This is a genomic window from Paracoccus aestuarii (genome assembly GCF_028553885.1).
Taxonomy (GTDB): Bacteria; Pseudomonadota; Alphaproteobacteria; order Rhodobacterales; family Rhodobacteraceae; genus Paracoccus; species Paracoccus aestuarii.
The window spans coordinates 596,526-619,004 of the sequence record NZ_CP067169.1 but is presented as its reverse complement, the minus strand read 5'-3'; the positions used below and the strand labels follow the sequence as shown (position 1 = coordinate 619,004).

Here is a 22,479-nt window from a genome sequence, read left to right as displayed (position 1 = left end):
ATCGGGCGCACAGTCCCGTATTCGCCGGATCAACGCAAGGGGCGGCCGGGGGTTCCTGTCAGCGTGGCGCCAGCCCGGATCCGGGCAGCGCGGCATTGGCCAGGATCAGCGCGGTGTAATCCGCGACCGACCGAAAGCCGATGATGCGGAATCCCCCTTCGATCCGCCAGATCGCGGCGGCGGTCTGGGCCAGGCGGGTGCGGCGCAGATGGCCCTCGGGCATGGCTGCGGCATCGACGGGGGCCAGTTTCGCGATCACATCCGCCGCATGGGGGCCGGTCACGTCGAAGACCGCGCGGGCGTCCGAGACATCGACCGCCAGCCCGTGTTCCCCGGTCACCGCCTGATCCAGCAGGACCAAGGCCTCGGCCAGCTCGGCCACGGGCAGGATCAGCAGCAATTCGTCGGGCGACATCCAGCCCAGGGCGCGGCTGCCATCGGTGGTGATGCCCGTGCGGTCGGGCATGGCCAGGCCCGCGGCCTCGGCCAGGGCGTCGCCCGCGCGGTCCGGATCGGCGCGGATGGTGATCATGCCAAGACCCGTGACCGGGGCGATACGCGCGAGCGGCTCAGACATTCTGGCGGGCTCCTTCCTTGTCGTAGAAGACCGGATCGGTGATGCGGCCCTTGAGGACCTCGCCCGAGGGCATGGGGAAATCCAGCACCTGCCCCATCCGGGCCGGGCCGTGGCGCACCAGCGCCATCGCGATGGGCCGATCCAGCGTCGGCGAATGATAGCTGGAGGTGATCCGCCCCTGCACCCGGCGCTGGCCGTTGGGATTGGTGCCTTCGTCGACCGCATGGGCGCCGTCTGGGATGACCTTGCCCGACAGGCTCTCGATGCCGACCAGCTTCCAGCGGTTGCCGTCGGTCATATGCGGGCGGGCATGGGCGCGCTTGCCGATATAATCGGCCTTCTTCTTCGAGATCGCCCAGTCCAGCCCCAGATCCTGGGGGATGATGGTGCCGTCGGTCTCGTCCCCGATCATGATGAAGCCCTTTTCGGCGCGCATCACATGCATCGCCTCGGTGCCATAGGGGGTGATGCCCAGGTCCTGGCCCGCATCATGCAGCCGCTCCCACAGCTCCAGCCCGCGGGTCGCGGGGACGGCGATCTCGTAGCTCAGCTCGCCCGAGAAGCTGATGCGGAAGATGCGGGCGGGGATGCCGGCCAGATCGCCCTCAGCCCAGGTCATGAAGGGCAGCGCCTCCGCCGACAGGGGGATGCTGCCCGGCAGCCGTTCCAGCAGCGCGCGGGCCTGGGGCCCGGCCACGGCGATCTGGGCGAATTGCTCGGTCAGGTTGACGGTATGGACCTGCCAATCCCACCATTCGCATTGCAACCAATCCTCCAGATGGGCGTGGATGCGGTCGGCGCCGCCGGTGGTGGTGTGCAAAAGCCAGCTGTCATCGGACAGGCGCGCCACCACCCCATCATCCATCAGGAACCCGTTCTCGTTGCACATCAGCCCATAGCGGCATTTGCCCACGGGCAGGCTGGACATCATGTTCGTATAGACCATGTCCAGCAACCGCCCCGCATCCGGCCCCTTGACCAGGATCTTGCCCAGGGTCGAGGCGTCCAGCGTGCCCACGCCCGCGCGCACGGCGCGGATTTCGCGCGCGACGGCGGCCTCGCGGGTCTCGGCCCCGCGCGGATAGGCATAGGGGCGCCGCCAGAGGCCCACCGGCTCCCACGAGGCGCCGTTGGCCTCGTGCCAGGCATGGATCGGGGTCTTGCGCAGGGGCTGGAAGGCATCGCCCTTGGCCTCGGCGGCGATGGTGGCCAAGGTCAGCGGCGTATAGGGCGGGCGGAAGGTGGTGGTGCCGGTCGCGGCGATCGGCTGGTCCAGCGCCGAGGACAGCGTGGCCAGCCCGTTGATGTTCGAGAGCTTCCCCTGATCGGTCGCCATGCCCAGGGTGGTGTAGCGTTTCGCATGTTCGACGCTGGCATAGCCCTCGCGCGCGGCCAGTTCGACATCGGTCAGCTTGACGTCGTTCTGGAAATCCAGCCAGGCCTTGGCGCGCAGCTTGTAGGGCGCGCGGGCGGGCATGACCCAGACCGGCAGGGTCGCGCCCTCGGGGCGTTCCAGATCGCCCGCGCAGGCCAGATCGCCCGAGGCCGCGCCCAGGGCGGTGACATTGCCCTGCCCGTCCGCACCCAAGGGCGGGCGGTCGGGATCGGGGCGGAACAGGGCCTGGCCCTCGTCCCAGATCAGCTTGCCGCCGCAATGGGACCACAGATGCACGACCGGGGACCAGCCGCCCGACATGGCGATCACGTCGCAGGGGATGGTCTCGATCACCCGGCCCTCGCCCCCCTGGTCGCAGATCAGCGCGGCCTCGACATGCTTGGCGCCCTTGACCTTTGCGATGCCGGTGCCGGTCAGCACGCGGATCCCCGCGGCCCGCGCGGCCTGGGGCAGCGCGCCGTCGGCCACCGAGCGGGCATCCAGGATCGCCGGCACCGCCAGCCCCGCATCCCGGGCGGCCAGGGCGGTGCGATAGGCGTCGTCATTGTTCGTGACGACCAGGATGCGCCCGCCCGGCGCCACGCCGTAATCGGCGATGAAGTCGCGCGCCGCGCTGGACAGCATCACGCCCGGCACGTCGTTGCAGGCGAAGGACAGGGGCCGTTCCAGCGCGCCGGTGGCGGTGATCACATGACCCGCCCGGATGCGCCACAGGCGCTGGCGCGGGATGCCTTGGTTCGGGTCGTGATCGGCCAAGGCCTCGCGCGCGATCAGATAGCCGTGGTCATAGAGCCCCGTCGCCATCGTGTTGCGGCGCAGCGTGACGCCCGCCATGCCGTGCAGATCGGCCAGCAGCGCGTCGATGGCGGCCTGACCATCGGCGTGGTCGGTGGGCGTGCGCCCGCCCCAATGCGGGGATTGTTCCAGGACCAGAACGCTGCGGCCATCCTGCGCCGCGTCGCGCGCCGCCGTCAGGCCGGCGATGCCGCCGCCCACAACGACCAGATCGGCAAAGGCGTAGGCCTGTTCATAGCGGTCGGGATCGGGGTCGGTCGGCGCACGCCCAAGGCCCGCGCTGCGGCGGATCACCGGCTCGAAGACATGTTTCCAGAAGGGTCGCGGATGGATGAAGGTCTTGTAGTAGAAGCCCGCTGGCAGGACCGGTGCCAGCCAGTTGTTGATCGCGCCGATATCGGCATCGAGGCTGGGCCAGCAATTCTGGCTGCGCGCGATCATGCCCGCGACCAAGGGCGTGGTGGTGGCGCGCTGGTTCGGCTCGAACCGGCCGCCCTGGCCCAGGCCCAAGAGGGCGTTGGGCTCCTCGGCGCCGGAGGCCACGGGGCCGCGCGGGCGGTGATACTTGAAGGACCGGCCCATCAGCATCTGGCCATTGGCCAGCAGCGCCGAGGCCAGCGTGTCCCCCGCCACGCCCCGCAGATGCCGCCCGTCGAAACGGAAGGGCAGCGGATAGGCGCGGTCGATCAGGCGGCCCCCCTGGGCCAGGCGATGCGGAGCGATGCGGGTCATGCGGCGGGGCCTTCGTCGGTCTTGGTGGCGGTGTCGGCACCCGGAAGGGTCCAGTCGGGGCGGGCCTTGCGGATGGCCTGGACGACCTCGGCGGGCGGATGCGGGGTCTGGGCGGCATAGGTGCCGAAGACCTGCAGCGTTGCGGTGCAGCGTGCGGCCAGAAACCATTTCCCGCAGCCATAGGCATGGCGCCAGCGTTCCAGATGCACCCCCTTCGGGTTGGCGCGGGCGAACAGATAGGCCTCGAATTCGGCATCGGTGCTGCCGGGGCCCTCGCGCGTCAGATGCGCCTCGCCACCGGGATGCAGTTCGGTTTCCTCGGCCCGGATGCCGCAATAGGGGCAGGTCAGGATCAGCATCTCGCCTCCTTGGAACGGGTGGGGGCCGCACAGGCAAAGGCACCGCGGCCGGGGGCTGCGGTGCCTGCTGCCGATGCGGCAGGGCAGCGGTCGGGGCATGCCCGACCGGCCAAGGTCACGCCGGGATCAGTTCGCCGGCGCGGGTGCGGGTTCGACGGCCGCGGGGCTGTCGGTCTCGACGCCGACGGGTGCGGTGTCGGTGCCCATGGGCGCGGGATCGGTCGCGACCGGGTCGTTGGCCGGGGTGTCGACATTGATCGTGGTGCTGTCGCCTGCGGGCGCCATGTCGGTCGTGGCGACGCCGGTATCGCTGCCGGACATGAAGAAGAACAGCAGCGCCACGACGACCACGATGCCGCCGACGATGAAATACAGGCCGTTATTGTTACGGTCAGCCATGATGAACCCTTTCGTTCCAAGCCGTGATGACCGTTCAATTCCCAACCCGTCGCCATGGTTCCGCAGCCCCGCCCCATCGGCCCCGCCCCGCCGGTCAATGCGCCACGCCCGCGGCGACCGATTCGTCGATGAACCGCCCCTCGCGGAAACGGTTCAGGCCGAAATCCGCCGCCAGCGGTCCGGGGCTGTCCTTGGCGACCAGTTCCGCCATGGCCCAGCCCGATCCGGGGATGGCCTTGAAGCCCCCCGTGCCCCATCCGCAATTGACGAAGATGCCCCCCACCGGGGTCGCCGACAGGATCGGGGACCGATCCCCGGTCATGTCCACGATGCCGCCCCATTGGCGCAGCATCTTCAGGCGGCTGATCATGGGGAAGGTCTCGACCAGGGCGCGGACGGTCTCCTCGACATGCTGCCAGGATCCGCGTTGGGTGAAGTTGTTGAACCCGTCCGTGCCGCCGCCGATCACCATCTCGCCCTTGTCGGATTGCGACATGTAGCCGTGGACGGTGTTGGCCATCACCACCACATCCATGCAGGGCTTGATCGGTTCGGACACCAGCGCCTGCAGCGCCACGGATTCGATCGGCAGGCGGAACCCCGCCATCTCGGCCAGCTGGCTGGAATGGCCGGCGACCACGATGGCCAGCTTTTCGCAGCCGATCAGGCCGCGGGTCGTGTCCACCCCGCGCACCTGGCCCGCATCGGTGCGGATGCCCGTCACCTCGCAATTCTGGATGATGTGCATGCCCATGTCCGAACAGGCCCGCGCATAGCCCCAAGCCACCGCGTCATGGCGCGCCGTGCCGCCGCGGGCCTGATAGAGCCCCCCCAGAACCGGATAGCGCGGCCCGTCCAGATTGATGATCGGCACCAGGTCCTTGACCTGCGCCGGGGTCACCCATTCGGTCGCCACCCCCTGCAGCGCATTGGCATGGACCGTGCGGCGGTATCCGCGCACCTCATGTTCGGTCTGGGCCAGCATGATCAGCCCGCGCGGGCTGAACATGATGTTGTAGTTCAGGTCCTGGGACAGCGTCTCATAAAGGCTGCGCGCCTTTTCATAAAGCGCCGCCGACGGGTCCTGAAGATAGTTCGACCGGATGATCGTGGTGTTGCGGCCCGTATTGCCGCCGCCCAGCCAGCCCTTCTCCAGCACGGCCACATCGGTGATGCCGAAGTTCTTTCCCAGGTAATAGGCGGTGGCCAGCCCATGCCCACCCGCGCCGATCACGACGACCTTGTAGCGGGGGCGCGGCTCGGGATTGGCCCAGGCCCGGGTCCAGCCCGAATGCTGGCGCAGCGCCTGGCGGGCCAGGGCAAAGACGGAATAGCGGCCGGAACGGGGCGCGGCGATCATGGGACCTCCCGGGATCAGTTCGGCGCAGCATGGCGGGACGGGCGCCACCCCACAAGGCGGCTTGCGGCAGATCGCGGCGATTTGCGACATGCCGCCGATCGCGGGGGCGCTTTCGGATCCCCGCCATCCGCGCTAGAACCCCCGGGGAACGGAGGATGCCATGTTCTGGATCTTGGCCGCGGGCATGACCGCGATCGTCGCTTTTGCCATCGCCGCGCCGCTGCGGCGCGACCGCGCGGCCGTGCAGCCGGCCGCGGCCTATGACCTGCGCGTCTATCGCGACCAGCTGGCCGAGGTCGATCGCGACCTGGAACGCGGCGTGATCGGGGCCGAGGATGCCGACCGCCTGCGGGCCGAGATCGGGCGCAAGGTGCTGGATGCCGACCGCCGCCTGGCCCGCGGCGTGACCGCCGGCCAAGGGGGCCGCCCGCTCTGGGCCGTGGCGGTCTTGGGGGTGCTGCTGCTGGGGGCCGGGCTGCTCTATTGGCGCGAAGGGGTGCCCAACGCCCCCGACATGCCCCTGGCCGAACGCCTGGCCGCGGCCGAGGCCGTCTATCGCGACCGCCCCGCCCAAGCCGAGGCCGAGGCCGCCGCCATGCCCCGCCCCGGCCCCGACCTCGGCCAGCTGGATCCCGACTATCTGGCGATGATCGACCAGCTGCGCGCCGCGGTGGAACGCAATCCCGACGATCCGCGCGGCCTGGACCTTCTGGCCACGAACGAGATGCGACTCGGCAACATCTCCGCCGCCCGCGCCGCCCAGCAGCGGCTGGTCGACGTGCTTGGCGATCAGGCCGACGCCGCCCAGTTGATGCAGCTGGCGACCCTGATGATCGAGGCCGCGGGCGGCCTGATCACGCCGGAGGCCGAGGCCGTGCTGGCCCGGTCGCTGGCGCGCGACCCCGACCAGCCGCAGGCGCGCTATCTCCAAGGGGTGCTGCTGATCCAGAACGGCCGCCCCGACCGCGCCTTCCCGATCTGGCGCAGGCTGCTGGAACAGGGACCCGACGACGCGCCCTGGATCCCCTCGATCCGGGCCGCCATCGACGAGCTGGCCTGGCTGGCGGGCCAGCCCGACTACCGCGCCCCGGCCTCCGCCGCGGCTGCCGCACCCGGCCCCGACGCCCAGGACCTGGAGGCCGCCCGCGACCTGCCCCCGGAGGCCCGCCAGCAGATGATCGAGGGCATGGTGGCCAGCCTGCAGGACCGCCTGGCCAGCCAAGGCGGCACGCCCGAGGAATGGGCCCGGCTGATCGGCGCGCTTTCGGTCCTGGGGGACCGAGACCAGGCGCGGGCGATCCTGTCCGAGGCGCGGCTGCGCTTCGGAGGCCGCCCCGAGGCGCTGGCCCCCATCGACGCCGCCGCCGCCGATGCGGGGCTGGATCCATGATCCACGAGGATATCGCCGATTTCGCCGCCGCCCTGCCCCGCTTCGGCCCCGTGGCAGGCCTGGATCTGGGCACCAAGACGATCGGCGTCGCCGTCAGCGACGGGATGCGCCAGGTCGCCTCGCCCTTGACCGTGATCCGCCGGGTCAAGTTCACCCAGGATGCCGCCGCGCTGATGGCGCTGGTGGCCGAACGCGGCCTTGCGGGGCTGGTGCTGGGCCTGCCCCGCAACATGGATGGCAGCGAGGGCCCCCGCGCCCAGGCCACCCGCGCCTTCGCCCGCAACATGACGCGGCTGACGGACCTGCCCATCGCCTATTGGGACGAACGCCTCTCGACCGTGGCCGCCGAACGCGCCCTGCTCGAGGCCGACACCTCGCGCAGGCGCCGGGCCGAGGTGATCGACCAGGTCGCCGCCGGATACATCCTGCAGGGCGCGCTGGACCGCATGGCCCATATCGCCCGCAACGGGGTGGCGCGGTGACGCCGCCGCGCCAGCGGCGGCCCGGGGCCCAGCGGCAGCGTCCGGGCCGGGCAGAATGCCCGGCCCGTGCCCCCTCCCGGTCCGGCCGATGATCGAATCGCCCTGCATCAAGCTCTGCCGGATCGAGGCGGGCCTCTGCCTCGGCTGCCTGCGCAGCCTGGACGAGATTGCCGCCTGGTCCGCGATGACCGACGCGGACCGCCGCGCCGTCATGGCCCAGCTGCCCGCCCGCCGGGCCGCCCGTCAGCCCGGATCGACCATCCCGCGCCGCGGGTCATAGGCGTTCCTGCGGCGCCACTCTTCGAAAAACGCCTCCAGCTCGGCATCCACCTTGGGCGGCATCGCGATGCGCAGCTCGACATGCTGATCGCCGCCCTTCACCCCCCGCCCGCGCAGCCGCAGCCTCTGGCCGGAACTGGCGCCGCGCGGGATGGACAGGCTGACCGGCCCGTCGATGGTCGGCACCGCGACCTTGCCGCCCAGCACCGCCTCGTCCAGCGCGATCGGCAGCACCAGGTGGATGTCGTCGCCCTCGCGGGTGAACATCGGATGCGCGGTCACCCGCACCTCCAGATAGGCGTCGCCCGGCTCGCCCCGGCCCATGCCCGGCTCGCCCTTGCCGCGCAGGCGGATCACCTGGCCCTCGCGCACCCCGCGCGGGATGGCGACCTCCAGCGTGCCGCCCTGCGGCAGGGTGATGCGCGTCCGCCCGCCCCGCGCCGCGGTCAGGAAATCGACCTCCAGCGCCAGCCGCAGGTCCTGGCCGCGCATGTCCGCGCGCCCGCCGCCAAATCCCCCGAACCCGCCAAAGCCGCCGAACCCGCCGCGCCGGCCCCCGCCGGCAGCGCCGCCGGGGCCGCCTTGGCCGAACAGATCGGCAAAGACATCCGACAGGTCCGGATCGCCTCCATGGCCCGCGCCGCCGCCAAAGGGGTGGCCGCCCCCTGCCGACCGTCCGGCCCCCGACCGTCCGGCCCAACGCGGGGCCTGCTGCTGGCCTTGGGCGTCGATCTCGCCCGCGTCGAAGCGGCGCCGCTGCTCGGGATCCTTCAGCAGGTCATAGGCGGCCGATGCCGCGGCAAAGCGCTTCACCGCCTCCGGGTCCTGGTTCAGGTCCGGGTGATCGGTCTTGGCGATGCGCCGATAGGCCTTCTTGATGTCATCCGCACTGGCGCCGCGCGGGACGCCGAGCGCCGCATAGGGATCCCCTGCCATCGCGTTTCTTCCTTGATGTCATGCCTTTCGGCAAAGATAGAAAACGCCCCGCCGCGATCAATAGGGCAGCGGATGGGCGCGGTGCAGCCGGTCGATGCCGCGGATCAGATCCTCGGGCAGCGGGCGGTCCAGCCCGGCGATCAGGTGGCGCAGCTGGTCCATCGTGGTCGCGCCGATGATCGGCACCACCTTGAAGGGCCGCGTCAGCTGCCAAGCGATGGCCATATGCACCGCGTCCCAGCCATGCTGGGCCGCCAGCGCGCCATAGGCCGCGGCCGCTTTCAGGCCGCGCTTGGTCTTGCGCCCGCCCAGATTGCCCGGCCCGCCCGAGGCCTTGTCCACCGCCGCGCGGCTGCCCTCGGGCAGGGCGCCATCGGCGTATTTCCCGGTCAGCAGCCCCGCCGCCAGCGGCGAATAGGACAGCAGCGTCACGTCCTCGTTCACCGCCGCCTCGGCCAGGTCGGTGTCGTAAAGACGGTAGAGCGGCGAATATTCGTTCTGGATCGCCGCCATGCGCGGCCCCTCCAGGCGGTCGGCCATGTCGCACCACCGCGCCAGGCCCCAAGCGGATTCGTTCGACAGCCCCACCGCGCGCAGCTTGCCCGCCGCCACCGCATCCTTCAGCGCGCCCATCACGTCCTGCATGTGATCCAGCGTGCGCGCCTTGTCCTGGCCCGAGGGGTCGAACCCCCAGTTCTGCCGGAACCCGTAGGATCCGCGCACCGGCCAATGCAGCTGATAGAGGTCGATCCGGTCCGTCTGCAGCCGCCGCAGCGAGGCGTCGATGCCGTCGCGCACGGTCGCCCCGTCAAAGGGCGCCCCGTCGCGGACCATCTGGCTGGGGCCGGTGATCTTGGTCGCGATCTCGACCAGGTCGCGATGGCCGCTGCGGGCCAGCCAGCGGCCGATGATCTCTTCGGACAGGCCCACCGTCTCGCGGCGGACGGGGTTCACGGGATACATCTCGGCGCAGTCCATAAAGGTCATCCCGACCTCCAGCGCGGCATCCATCTGGGCATGGGCCTCGGCCTCGGGGGTCTGGTTGCCGAAGGTCATCGTCCCCAGGCAGATCCGGCTGACCTCGACATCGCTGCTGCCCAATGTCACACGATCCATCGCACCCGTCCCTTGCTTGCTGCCTTGTCGGCCGCAGGCTAGCGATCCGGGGGCCGAGCGCAAGCGCCCAAAAATAAAGGGCGTCCACGATGGGACGCCCTTCACGACACTGAAATACGGGCCTGCGCCCTTTACCGGTAAAATAAGCGCCTTTGCGCCCCTGCAGATGTACGAAGCGGCTCGCCCCGCGGACATAGCCCCAAAAGGCTATGTGTCCAATGCGCCACATCCCTTGCAAATATGCCGCAAGCCACGATATTGCACGGACAAATCACGAGAGCCCCATGCCCGACCTGACCGAGATCGAGGACAGCCTGTCCGCCCTTGCCCCGCGCGGATTCACCATCGGGCTGCATATCCGCTATTCCCGCCCGGTGCGGCGCGTCTCGACCTATCCCTCGGCCTGGATCCAGACCTATACCCGCCAGAACCTGGGCGTGGGCGATCCGATGATGATCTGGTGCATGCTGAACGAAGGCGCGATCCGCTGGTCGGCCCTGCCCAACCTGATCGCCGATCCGATGAACGTGATGGGCCAGGCGCGGCGCCACGGGCTGACCCATGGCGCGGCCATCGCCTGCGGACCGGTCGAATCGCGGTCCTATCTGGGGGCCGCGCGCAGCGACCGCGAATTCACCGACCGCGAGATGGCCCGCATGGCCCGCCTGCTGGACCAGGCGCATGGGATCGTGGACCGCCGCAGCGTGCTGCGCCCCATCCTGGTCGACGCGCTGGAGGCGATCGCCTGCGGCATGACCTATGACCAGGCGGCCGCCGCGCTCGGGATCTCGCGCACGGCTTTGCGCTATCGGTTGCGCGTCGCGCGGGCCGACCTGGGGGTCGACGACACCCCTCATGCCATCCGCAAGGCCATCGATGCGGGCCTGCTGAACGGGGTCAGCATCTCGGGGCTGAGCAAGGGGCTGCCGACCGGGCCGCAGGACGACTAGCCCCGGCGCAGGCGCCGCAGCAGCCGCCCCTTGCGCGGCCAGCGCCAGTTGCGGAACAGGCCGCGCTTTTCCAGCGGCTCGAAGATCTTGTCCGGGCCCTCGGGGTCCAGGATCTCGTTATCGGCCAGCCAGGTCTGGAACCCGTTCAGGTCCGGGATCTCGTAAGGGATCAGGGTGCGGCCCTGACCCTGGGGGCGGCGGTTCGCCTCGATCATCGGGATCAGGCCGCCGTGATCGGTGATGGCCCGGGTCACCTGGGCCGGGTCCATGGCCAGATGTTCGCCCAGCAGGTCGTCGCGCAGCGCCAGGATGCGGTCGCGGATCTCGTCGCAGCCGGGCCGGTCGGCGGCCAGCACCACGTCGCATTCCGTGTCCAGCCGCATCGAGCGGTTGTTGAAGTTCGACGAGCCCACCCGCATGTAGCGGTCATCCACCACCATCACCTTGGCATGGACATAGATCTCGTCCCCGCGATCGGTCACGGGGTGATAGATGCGCAGCCGGCCGCGATGGTCGATGCGGCGCAGCGCCTCGACCAGCTGGGCGCGGGCCGTGTCCATGGCCAGAGGCTCCAGCCACCCTTGGGCGCTGACCGGGTTGACGATGACGATCTCGGGCGGGTCCTCCTCGGTCAGGCGGCGGGCGATGGCCTGGGCGACGCGGCGGGATGCGAAATACTGGCTTTCGGCATAGATCGACCGTTCGGCCCGGGCGATCAGGTCCAGATACATCTGCTCGATCTCGAAGGCGGGATGCACGTCCGGGATTTCCGGTCGGGTCCGCGCGATGGCCAGCGGCACGTCGCGGAAGGTGGGGGCCAGCATCTCGGGCCAGCAGCCCGCCGCGTCCGAGACCGGCGCCAGGACTTCGCCCGAGGCGATGCGCCAGCGGTCGCGCGCCAGATCGCCCATCGCCCGCGCCGCCGGGCCGTCAAAGGCGCTGGTCACGTCATGCCAAGGCTTCATCGGCTTGCCGCGGGCGCTGACGCGGCGGGGGTCGTCATCCAGGTGTTCGCGCGTGTCCCACCGGCCCTCGGTCATGTCGATGCCGCCGCAGAAGGCCAGGCAGTCGTCGATCACCACGATCTTCTGGTGGTGGCTGCTGGCCATGGGATGCTTGCCGTCCAGCCGCAGCGTTATGCGCGGATGCATCTTCCAGCGCAGGATGGTCAGGATGGTGGTGCCGCGGATCAGCGATTTCAGCGCGCCGATATCCCATCGCAGCAGGCGGATCTGCAGCCCGGGCTGCTTGCGGGCCAGCCAGATCACGAAATCGCCCAAGGCCGCCGGACCGCCATCCGAGGCATCGCCCAGGTCGATGCGCGCGTCGAAATCCCACCCGATCATCAGGATCGAATGGCGCGCCTGGCCCATGGCCTGACGCACGGCGCGGAAATATTCGTCCGCATCGGCGATGACGGTGAAGCGGCCGGATTTCTCGACCCGCCAGCAGTTCCATCCGGGCCGGGCCAGCCGATCAACCGATGCGTCCATTCTGCCCCTGATCCCTCGTGTCGGAAATGCCATCCGCCCGCGCGGCACGCGGGCAGAAGTCGTAACGCATCCCGGGCCGGGGTCGTTCCGGCGAAATCTCAGGCGGCCGAAACGGCGGCCTCGGCCCGGCAGATCATCCCGAACAGGTCGCGCGGATCGTCGGGATCGGCGATCATGTCCAGGTCCTGGTAAAGGCCCGTGCCCTGCAGCCGCCGGTGGATGTGGCGCAGCGCGCTGAAATCCTCGATCGCGAAGCCCACGCTGTCGAACAGCGTCACCTGCGCCGCGTCGCTGCGGCCCGGGGCCTGGCCCGCGATGACCTGCCACAGCTCGGTCACGGGATGGTTGGGGTCCAGCTGCTGGATCTCGCCCTCGATGCGGGTCTGGGGCGGGTATTCGACGAAGATGCCCGCCCGGTGCAGGATCGCGGGGGCCAGTTCGGTCTTGCCGGGACAGTCGCCGCCGACCGCGTTGATATGAACCCCGCTGCCGACCATGTTGTCGGTCAGGATGGTCGCATATTGCTTGTCGGCGGTGCAGGTGGTGACGATCTGCGCGCCCAGCATCGCCTCCTCGGCGCTGGCGCAGGGGATGACACGCAGGCCCCGGCCGGCCAGGTTCGCCCGGCACTTGGCCGTGGCGGCGGGGTCGATGTCGAAAAGCCGCACCTCCTCGATGCCGCAGACGGCCTTCATCGCCAAGGCCTGGAATTCGGCCTGCGCGCCGTTGCCGATCATCGCCATGACCGTCGATCCCGCAGGGGCCAGCCATTTCGCCGCCATGGCGCTGGTCGCGGCGGTGCGCAGCGCCGTCAGGATGGTCATTTCCGACAGCAGCACCGGATAGCCCGTCGAGACATCCGCCAGCACGCCGAAGGCGGTGACCGTCTGCAGCCCCTGGCGCGTGTTCGAGGGGTGGCCGTTCACATATTTGAACCCGTATTGCTGCCCGTCCGATGTGGGCATCAGCTCGATCACCCCGATCTCGGAATGGCTGGCCACGCGCGGCGTCTTGTCGAATTCGGGCCAGCGGCGGAAATCGGCCTCGATCGCCTCGGTCAGTTCGACCATCATCCGCTCGATCCCCACATGCAGCACCAGCCGCATCATGTGATCGACGCTGACGAAGGGAACGAGGGCCTGGCGCGAGGGCGGGGTCATGGAAAGGTCTCCGGTCATCAGGAAAGGGTCGCTCCAGTGTGCTGGCCGATATGGGACGGTTTCAACTGGAATTATCGCCAGTCTGGCGGCAGTATCGCCCGGATTGGCAGGTCGGGACGACAGAATGGACGATATGGATCAGCGCCTGGTGGCCGAGCTGCGGCGCGACGGCCGCGCATCGGTCCTGCAGCTGGCGCAGCGCTTGGGCGTCAGCCGGGCCACGGTGCGGCTGCGGATGGACCGGCTGCTGCGCGACCGCGAGATCCTGGGCTTCGCCGCCATCACCCGCGGCGACCTGGCCGATGCGCCGGTGCGCGGGCTGATGCTGATCGGGATCGAGGGGCGGGGCGCCGACCGGATCATGGCCCGCCTGTCGGGCCTGTCGCAGGTGACGGCGGTGCATTCCACCAATGGCCGGTGGGACCTGATCGTCGAGCTGTCCGCCCAGTCCCTGCCGGAGCTGGACCGCGTGCTGAACCGCATCCGCGACATGGACGGCATCATGGCATCCGAGACGAACCTGCTGCTGTCCACCCTGCGCGGCGGGGCGCGACCGGGGGTTTGACCGCCCCGCCGTTCCGTGGTCCAGTCCCGCGCGACAGGATCAGGGCGGGATCATCACCATGCGACAGCGGACCGGCACCCCGGGCGAGGTCTTCGGGGCCTTTCTGAAGCTGGGGCTGACATCCTTTGGCGGGCCCGTGGCGCATCTGGGCTATTTCCGCGACGAGCTGGTGACGCGGCGGCGCTGGATGGACGACCGCGCCTATGCCGATCTGGTGGCGCTGTGCCAGTTCATGCCGGGGCCGGCATCCTCGCAGGTGGGATTCGCGCTCGGGCTGATGCGGGCGGGGTGGTGGGGGGCCTTGGCGGCCTTCGCGGCCTTCACCCTGCCATCGGCGATCCTGATGCTGGTCTTTGCGCTGACAGCGGCATCGGTCGCGGGGCCGGTGGGGGACGGGGTGCTGGTCGGGCTGAAGATCGTGGCGGTGGCCATCGTCGCGCAGGCGGTCTGGGGCATGGCCCGCAGCCTCTGTCCCGATCCGGCGCGGGCCACGATCGCGGTGGCGGCGGTGGCGATCCTGGCGGTGGCGGCGGGGCCCTTCGGCATGGTCGGGGCCATCCTGGCGGGGGCCGCGGCGGGGCTGGCCTTGGGCCGGGGCGCCGCGCAGCCGGGGCTGGCCGCCCTGCCGCTGCCGGTCACGCGGCGCCAAGGGGCAGCGGCGCTGGCGGTGTTCGGGGTTCTGCTGCTGGGGCTGCCGCTGCTGGCGGGGCTGGGTCAGGGGATGGCGGTCATCGACAGCTTCTATCGGGCGGGATCGCTGGTCTTCGGGGGCGGGCATGTCGTGCTGCCCCTGCTGCAGGCCGAGGTGGTCGCCCCGGGCTGGGTCACGCCGGACCAGTTCCTAGCCGGCTATGGCGCGGCGCAGGCGGTGCCGGGGCCGCTGTTTACCTTCGCGGCCTATCTGGGGGCGGTGCTAGCGCTGTCTGCGCTGTTCCTGCCGGGGTTCCTGCTGCTGGTGGGGGTGCTGCCCTTCTGGGACCGGTTCCGGGCGATGGGCAGGGCGCAATCGGCGATGCAGGGGGCCAATGCGGCGGTCGTGGGCGTGCTGGGGGCGGCGCTTTATGATCCGGTCTTCACCAGCGCCATCGGCGACATGCGCGACCTGGCGCTGGCCTTGGCCTGCTTTGTGGCGCTGACGGCGTGGAAGGCGCGGCCATGGGTCGTGGTGATCCTGGCCGCCGCCGGGGGCGTGGTGCTGTCACTGGCGGGATGACCCTCAGGCGAAGCGGTTGTCGCGCGGAAAGCCGCGCGGCGCCATGCGGCCGGTGCCGCCGCGCTTGCCCAGCCATTCGGTCAGGTCGGGTTCGTGCCGCGTCTTGCCGCCGGTCATCGGCCAGGACAGCCCGCCCGCCAGCGTCAGGCAGATCGCGTCCACCAGCTCGTCATCCTTGACCAGCCCGCCGCCCTTGCCGAAGCGCTGCAGGCGCACGCCCTTGCCGCGCGACATCTCGGGCAGCTCGGCCAGCGGAAAGACCAGCATCTTGCGGTTCTCGCCGATGACCGCGACATGATCGCCGCTGACCGGACGGCAGAGCAGCGCATCGCCGTTCAGCACCTGCTTGCCCGCGCGGGTCTGGGCCAGGATGTCGCCCGCGCCCACGATGAAACCGTCCCCCGCCTTCGAGGCCACCAGATAGCGCGCATCCGCCCGCCAAGGAAAGATCGCCAGGACCTCGGCCTCGTTGGGCAGGTCGATCATCAGTCGCAGAGGCTCGCCCATGCCCCGCCCGCCCGGCAGGCCGTTGGCCGGCAGCGTGTAGAACCGCCCGTTCGAGGCGAAGACCATCAGCTTGTCGGTCGTTTCCGCATGCAGCGCATGGCCGGGGCCGTCGCCGTCCTTGAACTTCAGCTCGGCGTCCAGCGGCTGGTGGCCCTTCATGCTGCGGATCCAGCCCATGCGGGACAGGATCACGGTCACCGGCTCGCGGTCGATCATCGCCTCCAGGTCGATGACCGGGGTTTCCGATGCCTCGGCCAGGGTGGTGCGGCGCTGGCCCTCGGGGCGAGACTTGCCAAAGAGGTTGCGCACCTCCTTCAGCTGATCCGCAATGCGCGCCCATTGCGCATCTTCGCTGTCCAGCATGGCCTGCAACCCCTCGCGTTCGGCCATCAGGGCGTCGCGTTCGGCGCGCAGCTCGATCTCCTCCAGCTTGCGCAGGGCGCGCAGACGCATGTTCAGGATCGCCTCGACCTGGACCTCGGACAGGCCGAATTCCGCGGCCAGGACCGATTTCGGATCGTCTTCGTAGCGGATGATCTCGATCACCCGGTCCAGGTTCAGATAGGCGACCAGATAGCCCTCCAGCACCTCCAGCCGGGCGGCAATCTTCTCCAGCCGGAACTGCGCGCGGCGGACCAGAACCTCGCGGCGGTGGTCCAGAAAGGCGCGCAGCACCTCCTTGAGCGAACAGACCTTGGGCACGCGCCCGTCGATCAGCACGTTCATGTTCAGGTTGAAGCGGATCTCGAGGTCGCTGGCGCGGAACAGCGCGCCCATCAGCTGGTCGGGATCGACGGTGCGGGCGCGGGGTTCCAGGACGATGCGGATATCCTCGGCGGATTCGTCGCGCACATCGGCCAGAATGGGGATCTTGCGGGTCTGGATCAGTTCGGCCAGCCGCTCGATCAGCTTGGATTTCTGGACCTGATAGGGGATCTCGGTCACGACGATCTGCCACAGCCCGCGGCCCAGATCCTCGACCGACCAGCGGGCGCGCAGGCGGAAGGCGCCGCGCCCGGTGCGATAGGTCTCGGCCATGCTGTCGGCCGATTCGACCAGCACGCCGCCGGTCGGGAAATCCGGGCCCTTGATCAGCGTGGCCAGCGTGTCGTCGCGCGCATCCGGCGTCTTGATCAGGTGCAGGCAGGCATCCACGACCTCGTGCAGGTTATGGGGCGGGATGTTCGTGGCCATGCCCACCGCGATCCCCGACGCGCCATTGGCCAGCAGGTTCGGAAAGGCCGATGGCAGCACGACGGGCTCGCTCAAGGTGCCGTCGTAATTGGGGCGGTAATCGACCGCATCCTCGGCCAGCCCCTCCATCAGCGCCTCGGAGGCTGCGGCCAGGCGGGCCTCGGTGTAACGGGCGGCGGCGGGATTGTCGCCGTCGATATTGCCGAAGTTCCCCTGCCCGTCGACCAGCGGATAGCGCATGGCGAAATCCTGGGCCAGGCGCGCCATCGCGTCATAGATCGCGGCATCCCCATGCGGGTGATAGTTGCCCATCACGTCGCCGGTGATCTTGGCCGATTTACGGAAGGCCCCGTTCGGCGCCAGCCTGAGTTCCCGCATCGCATAGAGGATGCGGCGATGCACCGGCTTCAGCCCGTCGCGGGCATCGGGCAGCGCCCGGTGCATGATCGTGGACAGCGCATAGGTCAGATACCGTTCGCCGATGGCGCGGCTGAGCGGTTCGGATTGCGTGCCCCGACCGGCGGCGGCGTCGGGGGCGTCTTCGGGGGCGGGGATCGGTTCGTCGGACATGGGCCATTGGATAGGGCGCGGGGCGGCGACGGTCCAGATCGAAAACGGCCGGGCCTCCGACGGGAACGGGGCCGCAGGCTTGGCGTTGTGCGGGCAAATGGGTTAACCTTTGGGGAATAACGGTGGGACAGGCGTCATGATGAAACTGGGCTTGCTGATGGGCGTCACGCTGGTCGGGCTGTTCGCGGTGCTGCAGACCTATGGCGGGACCGACCTGCGATCCGACCGCCGCCCCGCCGCGACCCAAGGCCAGTCAAGCGCCGCGCAGGATGCGGGTGCGCCGGTGCTGACGCCGCCCGTGCCCGATCTGCCCGCCGGGGTCATCCCCGCCGCCACCCAGACGCAGACCATCGTGGAACGCTTTCCCGGCCCGGCGCTGCAGCCCTCGCCCGAATTCGGGGGGGCGCCCGTGGCGGATGCGGATGACGGCCCGGTCCTTTATGTCACGGCCAGCCGGTTGAACATGCGGTCGGGCGCGGGTTCCGGCAATCCGGTCGTGGGCGCGCTGGACGGCGGCAGCGTGGTCCGCCCCATCGGCCCCGCGGATGGCGATTGGGTGCAGGTCCGCACCGCCTCCGGGCAGGAGGGCTATGTGTCGGGCCAGTTCCTGTCGCCCGAGGCGCCTTGAAGCGCGTCCTGATCACCGGCTGTTCGTCGGGCATCGGTCTGGACGCGGCGCGCCACCTGCGCGACCACGGCTGGTCCGTGGTGGCCACCTGCCGCCGCGCCCGGGACCTGGAGGCCCGCCGCGCCGAGGGGATGGAGGCGCTGGCCCTGGACCTGGCCGATCCCGCCTCGATCGCCGATTGCGCGGCCCGGGTGCTGGCGGGCGGTCCGTTGGACGCGCTGGTCAACAACGCGGCCTTCGCCCTGCCCGGCGCGGTCGAGGACATGCCCGCCGACGCCCTGCGCGCGATCTTCGAGGTGAACCTGTTCGGCACCCATGACCTGACGCGCCGCCTGATCCCGCATTTCCGCGACCGCGGCGGGCGGATCGTGACCATCAGCTCGGTCCTAGGGCTGGTGGGCATCCCGTGGCGCGGCCCCTATGTGGCGACGAAATTCGCGCTGGAGGGGCTGACCGACGTGCTGCGGCTGGAGATGCATGGCACCCCGGTCAAGGTCGTGCTGATCGAACCCGGACCCATCACCAGCCGCATCCGCGAAAACGCCATCCCGCATTTCGAACGGTGGGTGGACTGGCAGGCCAGCCCGCGCGCCGATCAGTATCGCGCGACCCTGCTGAAGCGTCTCTATGGCCCCGGCGGCAAGGACCGGTTCGAGCTGCCGCCCCGCGCGGTCAGCGACCGCATTTTGACCGCGCTGACCGCCCCGAACCCCGCCCCGCGCTACTATGTCACAACGCCCACGCGCATTTCCGGGCTGGCGCGGCGGGTTCTGCCGACCCGCGCTCTGGACTGGTTCGCGCGGCGCAACTAGGTTGACCCCCGAAAGGCGGTGCCCCATGCCCGACAAGACCCTCTTCCTCGTGACCGTGCTGGCCATCGGCGTCGTGGTCGCGATCCTGATGACCGGCATCGGCGGATTCGCCCGTGGCGGCGAATTCAACCGCAAGCACGGCAACCGCATGATGCGCTGGCGCCTTTACGCCCAGGCCGTGGCGCTGGTGATCCTGATGGGCTTTCTGTGGTGGAGGGCCGGCTGATGGTGGTCCTGAACCGGATCTATACCCGCACCGGCGACAAGGGCGATACCGCCCTGTCCGACGGCAGCCGCGTGGCCAAGCACAATCCGCGGGTCGAGGCCTATGGCACCGTGGACGAATTGAACGCGACGCTCGGGCTTTGCCGGCTGCATGCGGATGGCGATCTGGCGCGGCTGATCGGGGTGATCCAGAACGACCTGTTCGATCTGGGCGCGGATCTGTCGCGGCCCGAAATGGCGGCGGATGATCAGGCGGGCTATCCGGTGCTGCGCATCATCGACGCCCAAGTCGACCGCCTGGAATCCGAGATCGACGCGATGAACGCCCGGCTGACGGCGCTGCGCAGCTTCATTCTGCCCGGCGGCAGCGTGCTGGCCGCGCATCTGCACCTGTCGCGCACCGTGGCCCGGCGGGCGGAACGCCGCGCGACCGAACTCTTGGCGGGGGGCGACGTGAATCCGGCGGCGATCCGCTATCTGAACCGGCTGTCGGACTGGCTGTTCGTGGCGGGCCGCATCGCCAATGGCGACGGTGCGGATGACATCCTGTGGGTGCCGGGCGCCAGCCGCTAGGGACGCAAACGCTGCGTCCCGTGACGTTTTTGCCCTGTCCTTGGCGGAAAACCGTCACTACGTTTCGGGGCCAGAGATGACGCAAACATAGGGAGAGAGATCCATGAAGGTTCTCGTGCCAGTCAAGCGCGTGATCGACTACAACGTGAAGGCCCGCGTGAAGGCGGACGGTTCCGGTGTCGATCTGGCCAATGTAAAGATGTCCATGAACCCCTTTGACGAGATCGCGGTCGAGGAAGCGATCCGCCTGAAGGAAAAGGGCACCGCGACCGAGGTCGTGGCCGTCAGCATCGGCGTCAAGCAGGCCGCCGAGACGCTGCGCACCGCCCTGGCCATGGGCGCGGACCGCGCCATCCTGGTCGTCGCCGCCGATGACGTGCATCAGGACATCGAACCCCTGGCCGTCGCCAAGATCCTGGCCAAGATCGTCGAGGAGGAGCAGCCGCAGCTGGTCATCGCCGGCAAGCAGGCCATCGACAACGACATGAACGCGACCGGCCAGATGCTGTCGGCTCTGCTGGGCTGGAGCCAGGCGACCTTCGCCTCCAAGATCGAGATCCAGGGCGAGGCCGCGCATGTCACCCGCGAGGTCGATGGCGGGTTGCAGACCATCGAGGTGCGCCTGCCCGCGATCGTCACCGCCGACCTGCGCCTGAACGAGCCGCGCTATGCGTCGCTGCCCAACATCATGAAGGCCAAGAAGAAGCCCTTGGACGAAAAGACCCCCGGCGATTACGGCGTCGACATGGCCCCGCGCCTGACCGTCGTCAAGACGCGCGAGCCCGAGGGCCGCAAGGCCGGGATCAAGGTCGGCTCGGTCAACGAGCTGGTGTCGAAACTGAAGGAAGGGGGGGTCGTGTGATGGCTGTTCTTCTGCTGGCCGAAGTCACCAATGGCGAACTGAACCGCGACGCGACGGCCAAGGCCGTCAATGCCGTCAAGACCCTGGGCGACGTGACCGTGCTCTGCGCGGGCGCGCAGGCCCGTGCCGCCGCCGATGCCGCGGCCTCCATCGACGGCGTGGCCCGCGTGCTGGTCGCCGAGGATGCGCGCTATGGCCACCGCCTGGCCGAACCCACCGCCGCGCTGATCGTGGCGCTGGCGGGCGATTACAGCCATATCGCCGCCCCGGCCACCACGGATGCCAAGAACGTCATGCCCCGCGTCGCCGCGCTGCTGGACGTGATGGTGCTGTCGGATGTCTCGGGCGTGATCGATGCGGACACGTTCGACCGACCCGTCTATGCCGGCAACGCGATCCAGACCGTCAAGTCGGGCGATGCGACCAAGGTCATGACCATCCGCACCGCCAGCTTCGACGCGGCGGGCGATGGCGGCTCGGCCCCGGTCGAGGATGCGGCCGTGGCCGATGATCCGGCCCTGTCCAAATGGCTGAACGACGAGGTCGCCCAGAGCGACCGCCCCGAGCTGACCTCGGCCGGGCGCGTCGTCTCGGGCGGCCGTGCCCTGGGCTCCAAGGAGCAGTTCGCGATGATCGAGAGCCTGGCCGACAAGCTGGGCGCCGCCGTCGGCGCCAGCCGCGCCGCCGTCGATTCGGGCTATGCGCCGAACGACTGGCAGGTGGGCCAGACCGGCAAGGTCGTGGCGCCGGAACTTTATGTCGCGGTCGGCATCTCGGGGGCGATCCAGCACCTGGCGGGGATGAAGGACAGCAAGGTCATCGTCGCCATCAACAAGGACGAGGAGGCACCGATCTTCCAGGTCGCCGATTACGGCCTGGTGGGCGACCTGTTCCAGATCGTGCCGGAACTGACCGAAAAACTGTGACGACGGCAGCCGCCCCCCGCAAAAACGGGGGGCGGTTTTGCATTGCAGCACGCATCGCCCGGCCCTATCGTCCCGGCGATGGAACAGGGGGCTGGCATGGCAATTCAATCGGTGGGTGTGATCGGCGCGGGTCAGATGGGCAACGGCATCGCCCATGTCTTCGCCGTCGCGGGCTATGACGTTCTGCTGACCGATATCAGCCGCGAGGCGCTGGACAAGGCACTGGACCTGATAGACCGCAACCTAGAACGCCAGGTCAGCCGCGACAAGATATCCGCCGAGGACAAGGCCGCCGCCATGGCGCGGCTGAAGACCACCCAGACCCTGTCCGAGCTGGGCCAGACCGATCTGGTCATCGAGGCCGCGACCGAACGCGAGACGGTGAAACAGGCCATCTTCGAGGACCTGGTCCCGCATCTGAAGCCCGAGACGATCCTGACCTCGAACACCTCGTCGATCTCGATCACGCGGCTGGCCTCGCGCACGGACCGCCCGGAAAAGTTCATGGGGTTCCATTTCATGAACCCCGTCCCCGTGATGCAGCTGGTCGAACTGATCCGCGGCATCGCCACGGATGACGCCACCTATCGCGCCCTGCACGAGGTCGTGGAGAAGCTGGGCAAGACCGCCGCCAGCGCCGAGGATTTCCCCGCCTTCATCGTGAACCGCATCCTGATGCCGATGATCAACGAGGCGGTCTATACCCTCTATGAAGGGGTGGGATCGGTCAGCAGCATCGACAGCGCGATGAAGCTGGGCACGAACCACCCGATGGGCCCGCTGGAGCTGGCCGATTTCATCGGCTTGGACACGTGCCTGGCCATCATGAACGTGCTGCATGACGGGTTGGCGGACACGAAGTACCGCCCCTGCCCGCTGCTGACGAAATATGTCGAGGCCGGCTGGCTGGGCCGCAAGACGGGCCGCGGCTTTTACGACTATCGCGGCGACGAACCCGTTCCGACCCGCTGAGGCGACGG

Annotated in this window: 23 protein-coding genes; 13 read left to right on the top strand and 10 right to left on the bottom strand. The window is 69.5% G+C overall.

Annotation, left to right across the window (positions count from 1 at the left end):
* Positions 1-58: 58 nt before the first annotated feature.
* The 5 genes from JHW48_RS03135 to JHW48_RS03115 form a co-directional block, all read right to left on the bottom strand.
* Complete coding sequence (locus JHW48_RS03135; protein ID WP_119885892.1) at positions 59-577, bottom strand: sarcosine oxidase subunit gamma; 519 nt, start codon at positions 575-577, stop codon at positions 59-61.
* Positions 570-3,500 (bottom strand): sarcosine oxidase subunit alpha family protein, encoded by a 2,931-nt coding sequence (locus JHW48_RS03130; RefSeq protein WP_119885893.1) that lies wholly within the window; start codon positions 3,498-3,500, stop codon positions 570-572. The genes JHW48_RS03135 and JHW48_RS03130 overlap by 8 nt, the downstream gene beginning before the upstream one ends.
* Positions 3,497-3,859: a sarcosine oxidase subunit delta gene (locus JHW48_RS03125; RefSeq protein WP_119885894.1), complete on the bottom strand. Its 363-nt coding sequence runs from the start codon at positions 3,857-3,859 to the stop codon at positions 3,497-3,499. The genes JHW48_RS03130 and JHW48_RS03125 overlap by 4 nt, the downstream gene beginning before the upstream one ends.
* A gap of 126 nt (positions 3,860-3,985) precedes the next feature.
* Positions 3,986-4,258, bottom strand: coding sequence for a hypothetical protein (locus tag JHW48_RS03120; protein WP_119885895.1), 273 nt, complete (start codon positions 4,256-4,258; stop codon positions 3,986-3,988).
* Between the two features lie 94 nt (positions 4,259-4,352).
* Positions 4,353-5,618, bottom strand: coding sequence for a sarcosine oxidase subunit beta family protein (locus tag JHW48_RS03115; RefSeq protein ID WP_119885896.1), 1,266 nt, complete (start codon positions 5,616-5,618; stop codon positions 4,353-4,355).
* Positions 5,619-5,778: 160 nt separating this feature from the next.
* On the opposite strand from JHW48_RS03115, the gene ccmI reads away from it, so the two are divergent.
* From ccmI to JHW48_RS03100, 3 genes are all read left to right on the top strand, one after another.
* Positions 5,779-7,008, top strand: coding sequence for a c-type cytochrome biogenesis protein CcmI (gene ccmI / locus JHW48_RS03110; protein WP_119885897.1), 1,230 nt, complete (start codon positions 5,779-5,781; stop codon positions 7,006-7,008).
* On the top strand, positions 7,005-7,490 hold the full coding sequence (gene ruvX, locus JHW48_RS03105; protein WP_119885898.1) for a Holliday junction resolvase RuvX: 486 nt from the start codon (positions 7,005-7,007) through the stop codon (positions 7,488-7,490). The genes ccmI and ruvX overlap by 4 nt, the downstream gene beginning before the upstream one ends.
* An 88-nt stretch (positions 7,491-7,578) precedes the next feature.
* Positions 7,579-7,770, top strand: a complete 192-nt coding sequence (locus tag JHW48_RS03100) for a DUF1289 domain-containing protein (protein ID WP_240637807.1) — start codon at positions 7,579-7,581, stop codon at positions 7,768-7,770.
* On the opposite strand, the gene JHW48_RS03095 is transcribed toward JHW48_RS03100, so the two are convergent.
* Positions 7,734-8,705, bottom strand: coding sequence for a DnaJ C-terminal domain-containing protein (locus JHW48_RS03095; protein WP_119885900.1), 972 nt, complete (start codon positions 8,703-8,705; stop codon positions 7,734-7,736). The two genes, JHW48_RS03100 and JHW48_RS03095, sit on opposite strands and share 37 nt — an antisense overlap.
* Positions 8,706-8,762: 57 nt before the next feature.
* A complete protein-coding gene (locus JHW48_RS03090) occupies positions 8,763-9,821 on the bottom strand; it encodes an aldo/keto reductase (RefSeq protein ID WP_119885901.1) in 1,059 nt (352 codons plus the stop codon).
* A gap of 284 nt (positions 9,822-10,105) precedes the next feature.
* On the opposite strand from JHW48_RS03090, the gene JHW48_RS03085 reads away from it, so the two are divergent.
* On the top strand, positions 10,106-10,771 hold the full coding sequence (locus tag JHW48_RS03085; RefSeq protein ID WP_170152270.1) for a helix-turn-helix transcriptional regulator: 666 nt from the start codon (positions 10,106-10,108) through the stop codon (positions 10,769-10,771).
* Here JHW48_RS03085 and JHW48_RS03080 read toward each other — a convergent pair.
* Positions 10,768-12,264, bottom strand: a complete 1,497-nt coding sequence (locus tag JHW48_RS03080; RefSeq protein ID WP_119885903.1) for a phospholipase D-like domain-containing protein — start codon at positions 12,262-12,264, stop codon at positions 10,768-10,770. The genes JHW48_RS03085 and JHW48_RS03080 overlap by 4 nt on opposite strands.
* Positions 12,265-12,362: 98 nt before the next feature.
* Entirely contained in the window at positions 12,363-13,424 is a 1,062-nt protein-coding gene (locus tag JHW48_RS03075; protein ID WP_119885904.1) for an ornithine cyclodeaminase, read from the bottom strand.
* 124 nt (positions 13,425-13,548) lie between these two features.
* Between JHW48_RS03075 and JHW48_RS03070 the strand changes: the two genes are divergently transcribed.
* Positions 13,549-13,989, top strand: a complete 441-nt coding sequence (locus JHW48_RS03070) for an Lrp/AsnC family transcriptional regulator (RefSeq protein WP_119885905.1) — start codon at positions 13,549-13,551, stop codon at positions 13,987-13,989.
* 58 nt (positions 13,990-14,047) lie between these two features.
* Positions 14,048-15,202, top strand: a complete 1,155-nt coding sequence (gene chrA, locus JHW48_RS03065) for a chromate efflux transporter (protein ID WP_272835739.1) — start codon at positions 14,048-14,050, stop codon at positions 15,200-15,202.
* A gap of 3 nt (positions 15,203-15,205) precedes the next feature.
* On the opposite strand, the gene parC is transcribed toward chrA, so the two are convergent.
* Complete coding sequence (gene parC / locus JHW48_RS03060) at positions 15,206-17,473, bottom strand: DNA topoisomerase IV subunit A (RefSeq protein ID WP_119886873.1); 2,268 nt, start codon at positions 17,471-17,473, stop codon at positions 15,206-15,208.
* A gap of 136 nt (positions 17,474-17,609) precedes the next feature.
* Here parC and JHW48_RS03055 point away from each other — a divergent pair, with 136 nt between their 5' ends.
* The 7 genes from JHW48_RS03055 (at position 17,610) to JHW48_RS03025 (ending at position 22,471) form a co-directional block, all read left to right on the top strand.
* The gene (locus tag JHW48_RS03055; RefSeq protein ID WP_119886874.1) at positions 17,610-18,101 is read left to right on the top strand and encodes an SH3 domain-containing protein; all 492 of its coding nucleotides are present in this window, start codon (positions 17,610-17,612) and stop codon (positions 18,099-18,101) included.
* On the top strand, positions 18,098-18,913 hold the full coding sequence (locus JHW48_RS03050; protein ID WP_119886875.1) for an SDR family NAD(P)-dependent oxidoreductase: 816 nt from the start codon (positions 18,098-18,100) through the stop codon (positions 18,911-18,913). Before JHW48_RS03055 ends, JHW48_RS03050 begins: the two co-directional genes overlap by 4 nt.
* 25 nt (positions 18,914-18,938) lie before the next feature.
* Entirely contained in the window at positions 18,939-19,139 is a 201-nt protein-coding gene (locus tag JHW48_RS03045; RefSeq protein ID WP_119886876.1) for a twin transmembrane helix small protein, read from the top strand.
* Positions 19,139-19,711, top strand: a complete 573-nt coding sequence (locus tag JHW48_RS03040) for a cob(I)yrinic acid a,c-diamide adenosyltransferase (RefSeq protein ID WP_119886888.1) — start codon at positions 19,139-19,141, stop codon at positions 19,709-19,711. The genes JHW48_RS03045 and JHW48_RS03040 overlap by 1 nt, the downstream gene beginning before the upstream one ends.
* 103 nt (positions 19,712-19,814) lie before the next feature.
* The gene (locus JHW48_RS03035) at positions 19,815-20,573 is read left to right on the top strand and encodes an electron transfer flavoprotein subunit beta/FixA family protein (RefSeq protein WP_119886877.1); all 759 of its coding nucleotides are present in this window, start codon (positions 19,815-19,817) and stop codon (positions 20,571-20,573) included.
* Positions 20,573-21,499, top strand: coding sequence for an electron transfer flavoprotein subunit alpha/FixB family protein (locus JHW48_RS03030; RefSeq protein WP_119886878.1), 927 nt, complete (start codon positions 20,573-20,575; stop codon positions 21,497-21,499). Before JHW48_RS03035 ends, JHW48_RS03030 begins: the two co-directional genes overlap by 1 nt.
* Before the next feature lie 96 nt (positions 21,500-21,595).
* Complete coding sequence (locus JHW48_RS03025; protein WP_119886879.1) at positions 21,596-22,471, top strand: 3-hydroxybutyryl-CoA dehydrogenase; 876 nt, start codon at positions 21,596-21,598, stop codon at positions 22,469-22,471.
* Positions 22,472-22,479: the final 8 nt, after the last annotated feature.

Coding starts and splice junctions, on each gene's coding strand:
- JHW48_RS03135 (WP_119885892.1), bottom strand. CDS start 577: ATGTCTGAGCCGCTCGCGCGTATCGCCCCGGTCACGGGTCTTGGCATG.
- JHW48_RS03130 (WP_119885893.1), bottom strand. CDS start 3,500: ATGACCCGCATCGCTCCGCATCGCCTGGCCCAGGGGGGCCGCCTGATC.
- JHW48_RS03125 (WP_119885894.1), bottom strand. CDS start 3,859: ATGCTGATCCTGACCTGCCCCTATTGCGGCATCCGGGCCGAGGAAACC.
- JHW48_RS03120 (WP_119885895.1), bottom strand. CDS start 4,258: ATGGCTGACCGTAACAATAACGGCCTGTATTTCATCGTCGGCGGCATC.
- JHW48_RS03115 (WP_119885896.1), bottom strand. CDS start 5,618: ATGATCGCCGCGCCCCGTTCCGGCCGCTATTCCGTCTTTGCCCTGGCC.
- ccmI (WP_119885897.1), top strand. CDS start 5,779: ATGTTCTGGATCTTGGCCGCGGGCATGACCGCGATCGTCGCTTTTGCC.
- ruvX (WP_119885898.1), top strand. CDS start 7,005: ATGATCCACGAGGATATCGCCGATTTCGCCGCCGCCCTGCCCCGCTTC.
- JHW48_RS03100 (WP_240637807.1), top strand. CDS start 7,579: ATGATCGAATCGCCCTGCATCAAGCTCTGCCGGATCGAGGCGGGCCTC.
- JHW48_RS03095 (WP_119885900.1), bottom strand. CDS start 8,705: ATGGCAGGGGATCCCTATGCGGCGCTCGGCGTCCCGCGCGGCGCCAGT.
- JHW48_RS03090 (WP_119885901.1), bottom strand. CDS start 9,821: ATGGATCGTGTGACATTGGGCAGCAGCGATGTCGAGGTCAGCCGGATC.
- JHW48_RS03085 (WP_170152270.1), top strand. CDS start 10,106: ATGCCCGACCTGACCGAGATCGAGGACAGCCTGTCCGCCCTTGCCCCG.
- JHW48_RS03080 (WP_119885903.1), bottom strand. CDS start 12,264: ATGGACGCATCGGTTGATCGGCTGGCCCGGCCCGGATGGAACTGCTGG.
- JHW48_RS03075 (WP_119885904.1), bottom strand. CDS start 13,424: ATGACCCCGCCCTCGCGCCAGGCCCTCGTTCCCTTCGTCAGCGTCGAT.
- JHW48_RS03070 (WP_119885905.1), top strand. CDS start 13,549: ATGGACGATATGGATCAGCGCCTGGTGGCCGAGCTGCGGCGCGACGGC.
- chrA (WP_272835739.1), top strand. CDS start 14,048: ATGCGACAGCGGACCGGCACCCCGGGCGAGGTCTTCGGGGCCTTTCTG.
- parC (WP_119886873.1), bottom strand. CDS start 17,473: ATGTCCGACGAACCGATCCCCGCCCCCGAAGACGCCCCCGACGCCGCC.
- JHW48_RS03055 (WP_119886874.1), top strand. CDS start 17,610: ATGATGAAACTGGGCTTGCTGATGGGCGTCACGCTGGTCGGGCTGTTC.
- JHW48_RS03045 (WP_119886876.1), top strand. CDS start 18,939: ATGCCCGACAAGACCCTCTTCCTCGTGACCGTGCTGGCCATCGGCGTC.
- JHW48_RS03040 (WP_119886888.1), top strand. CDS start 19,139: ATGGTGGTCCTGAACCGGATCTATACCCGCACCGGCGACAAGGGCGAT.
- JHW48_RS03035 (WP_119886877.1), top strand. CDS start 19,815: ATGAAGGTTCTCGTGCCAGTCAAGCGCGTGATCGACTACAACGTGAAG.
- JHW48_RS03030 (WP_119886878.1), top strand. CDS start 20,573: ATGGCTGTTCTTCTGCTGGCCGAAGTCACCAATGGCGAACTGAACCGC.
- JHW48_RS03025 (WP_119886879.1), top strand. CDS start 21,596: ATGGCAATTCAATCGGTGGGTGTGATCGGCGCGGGTCAGATGGGCAAC.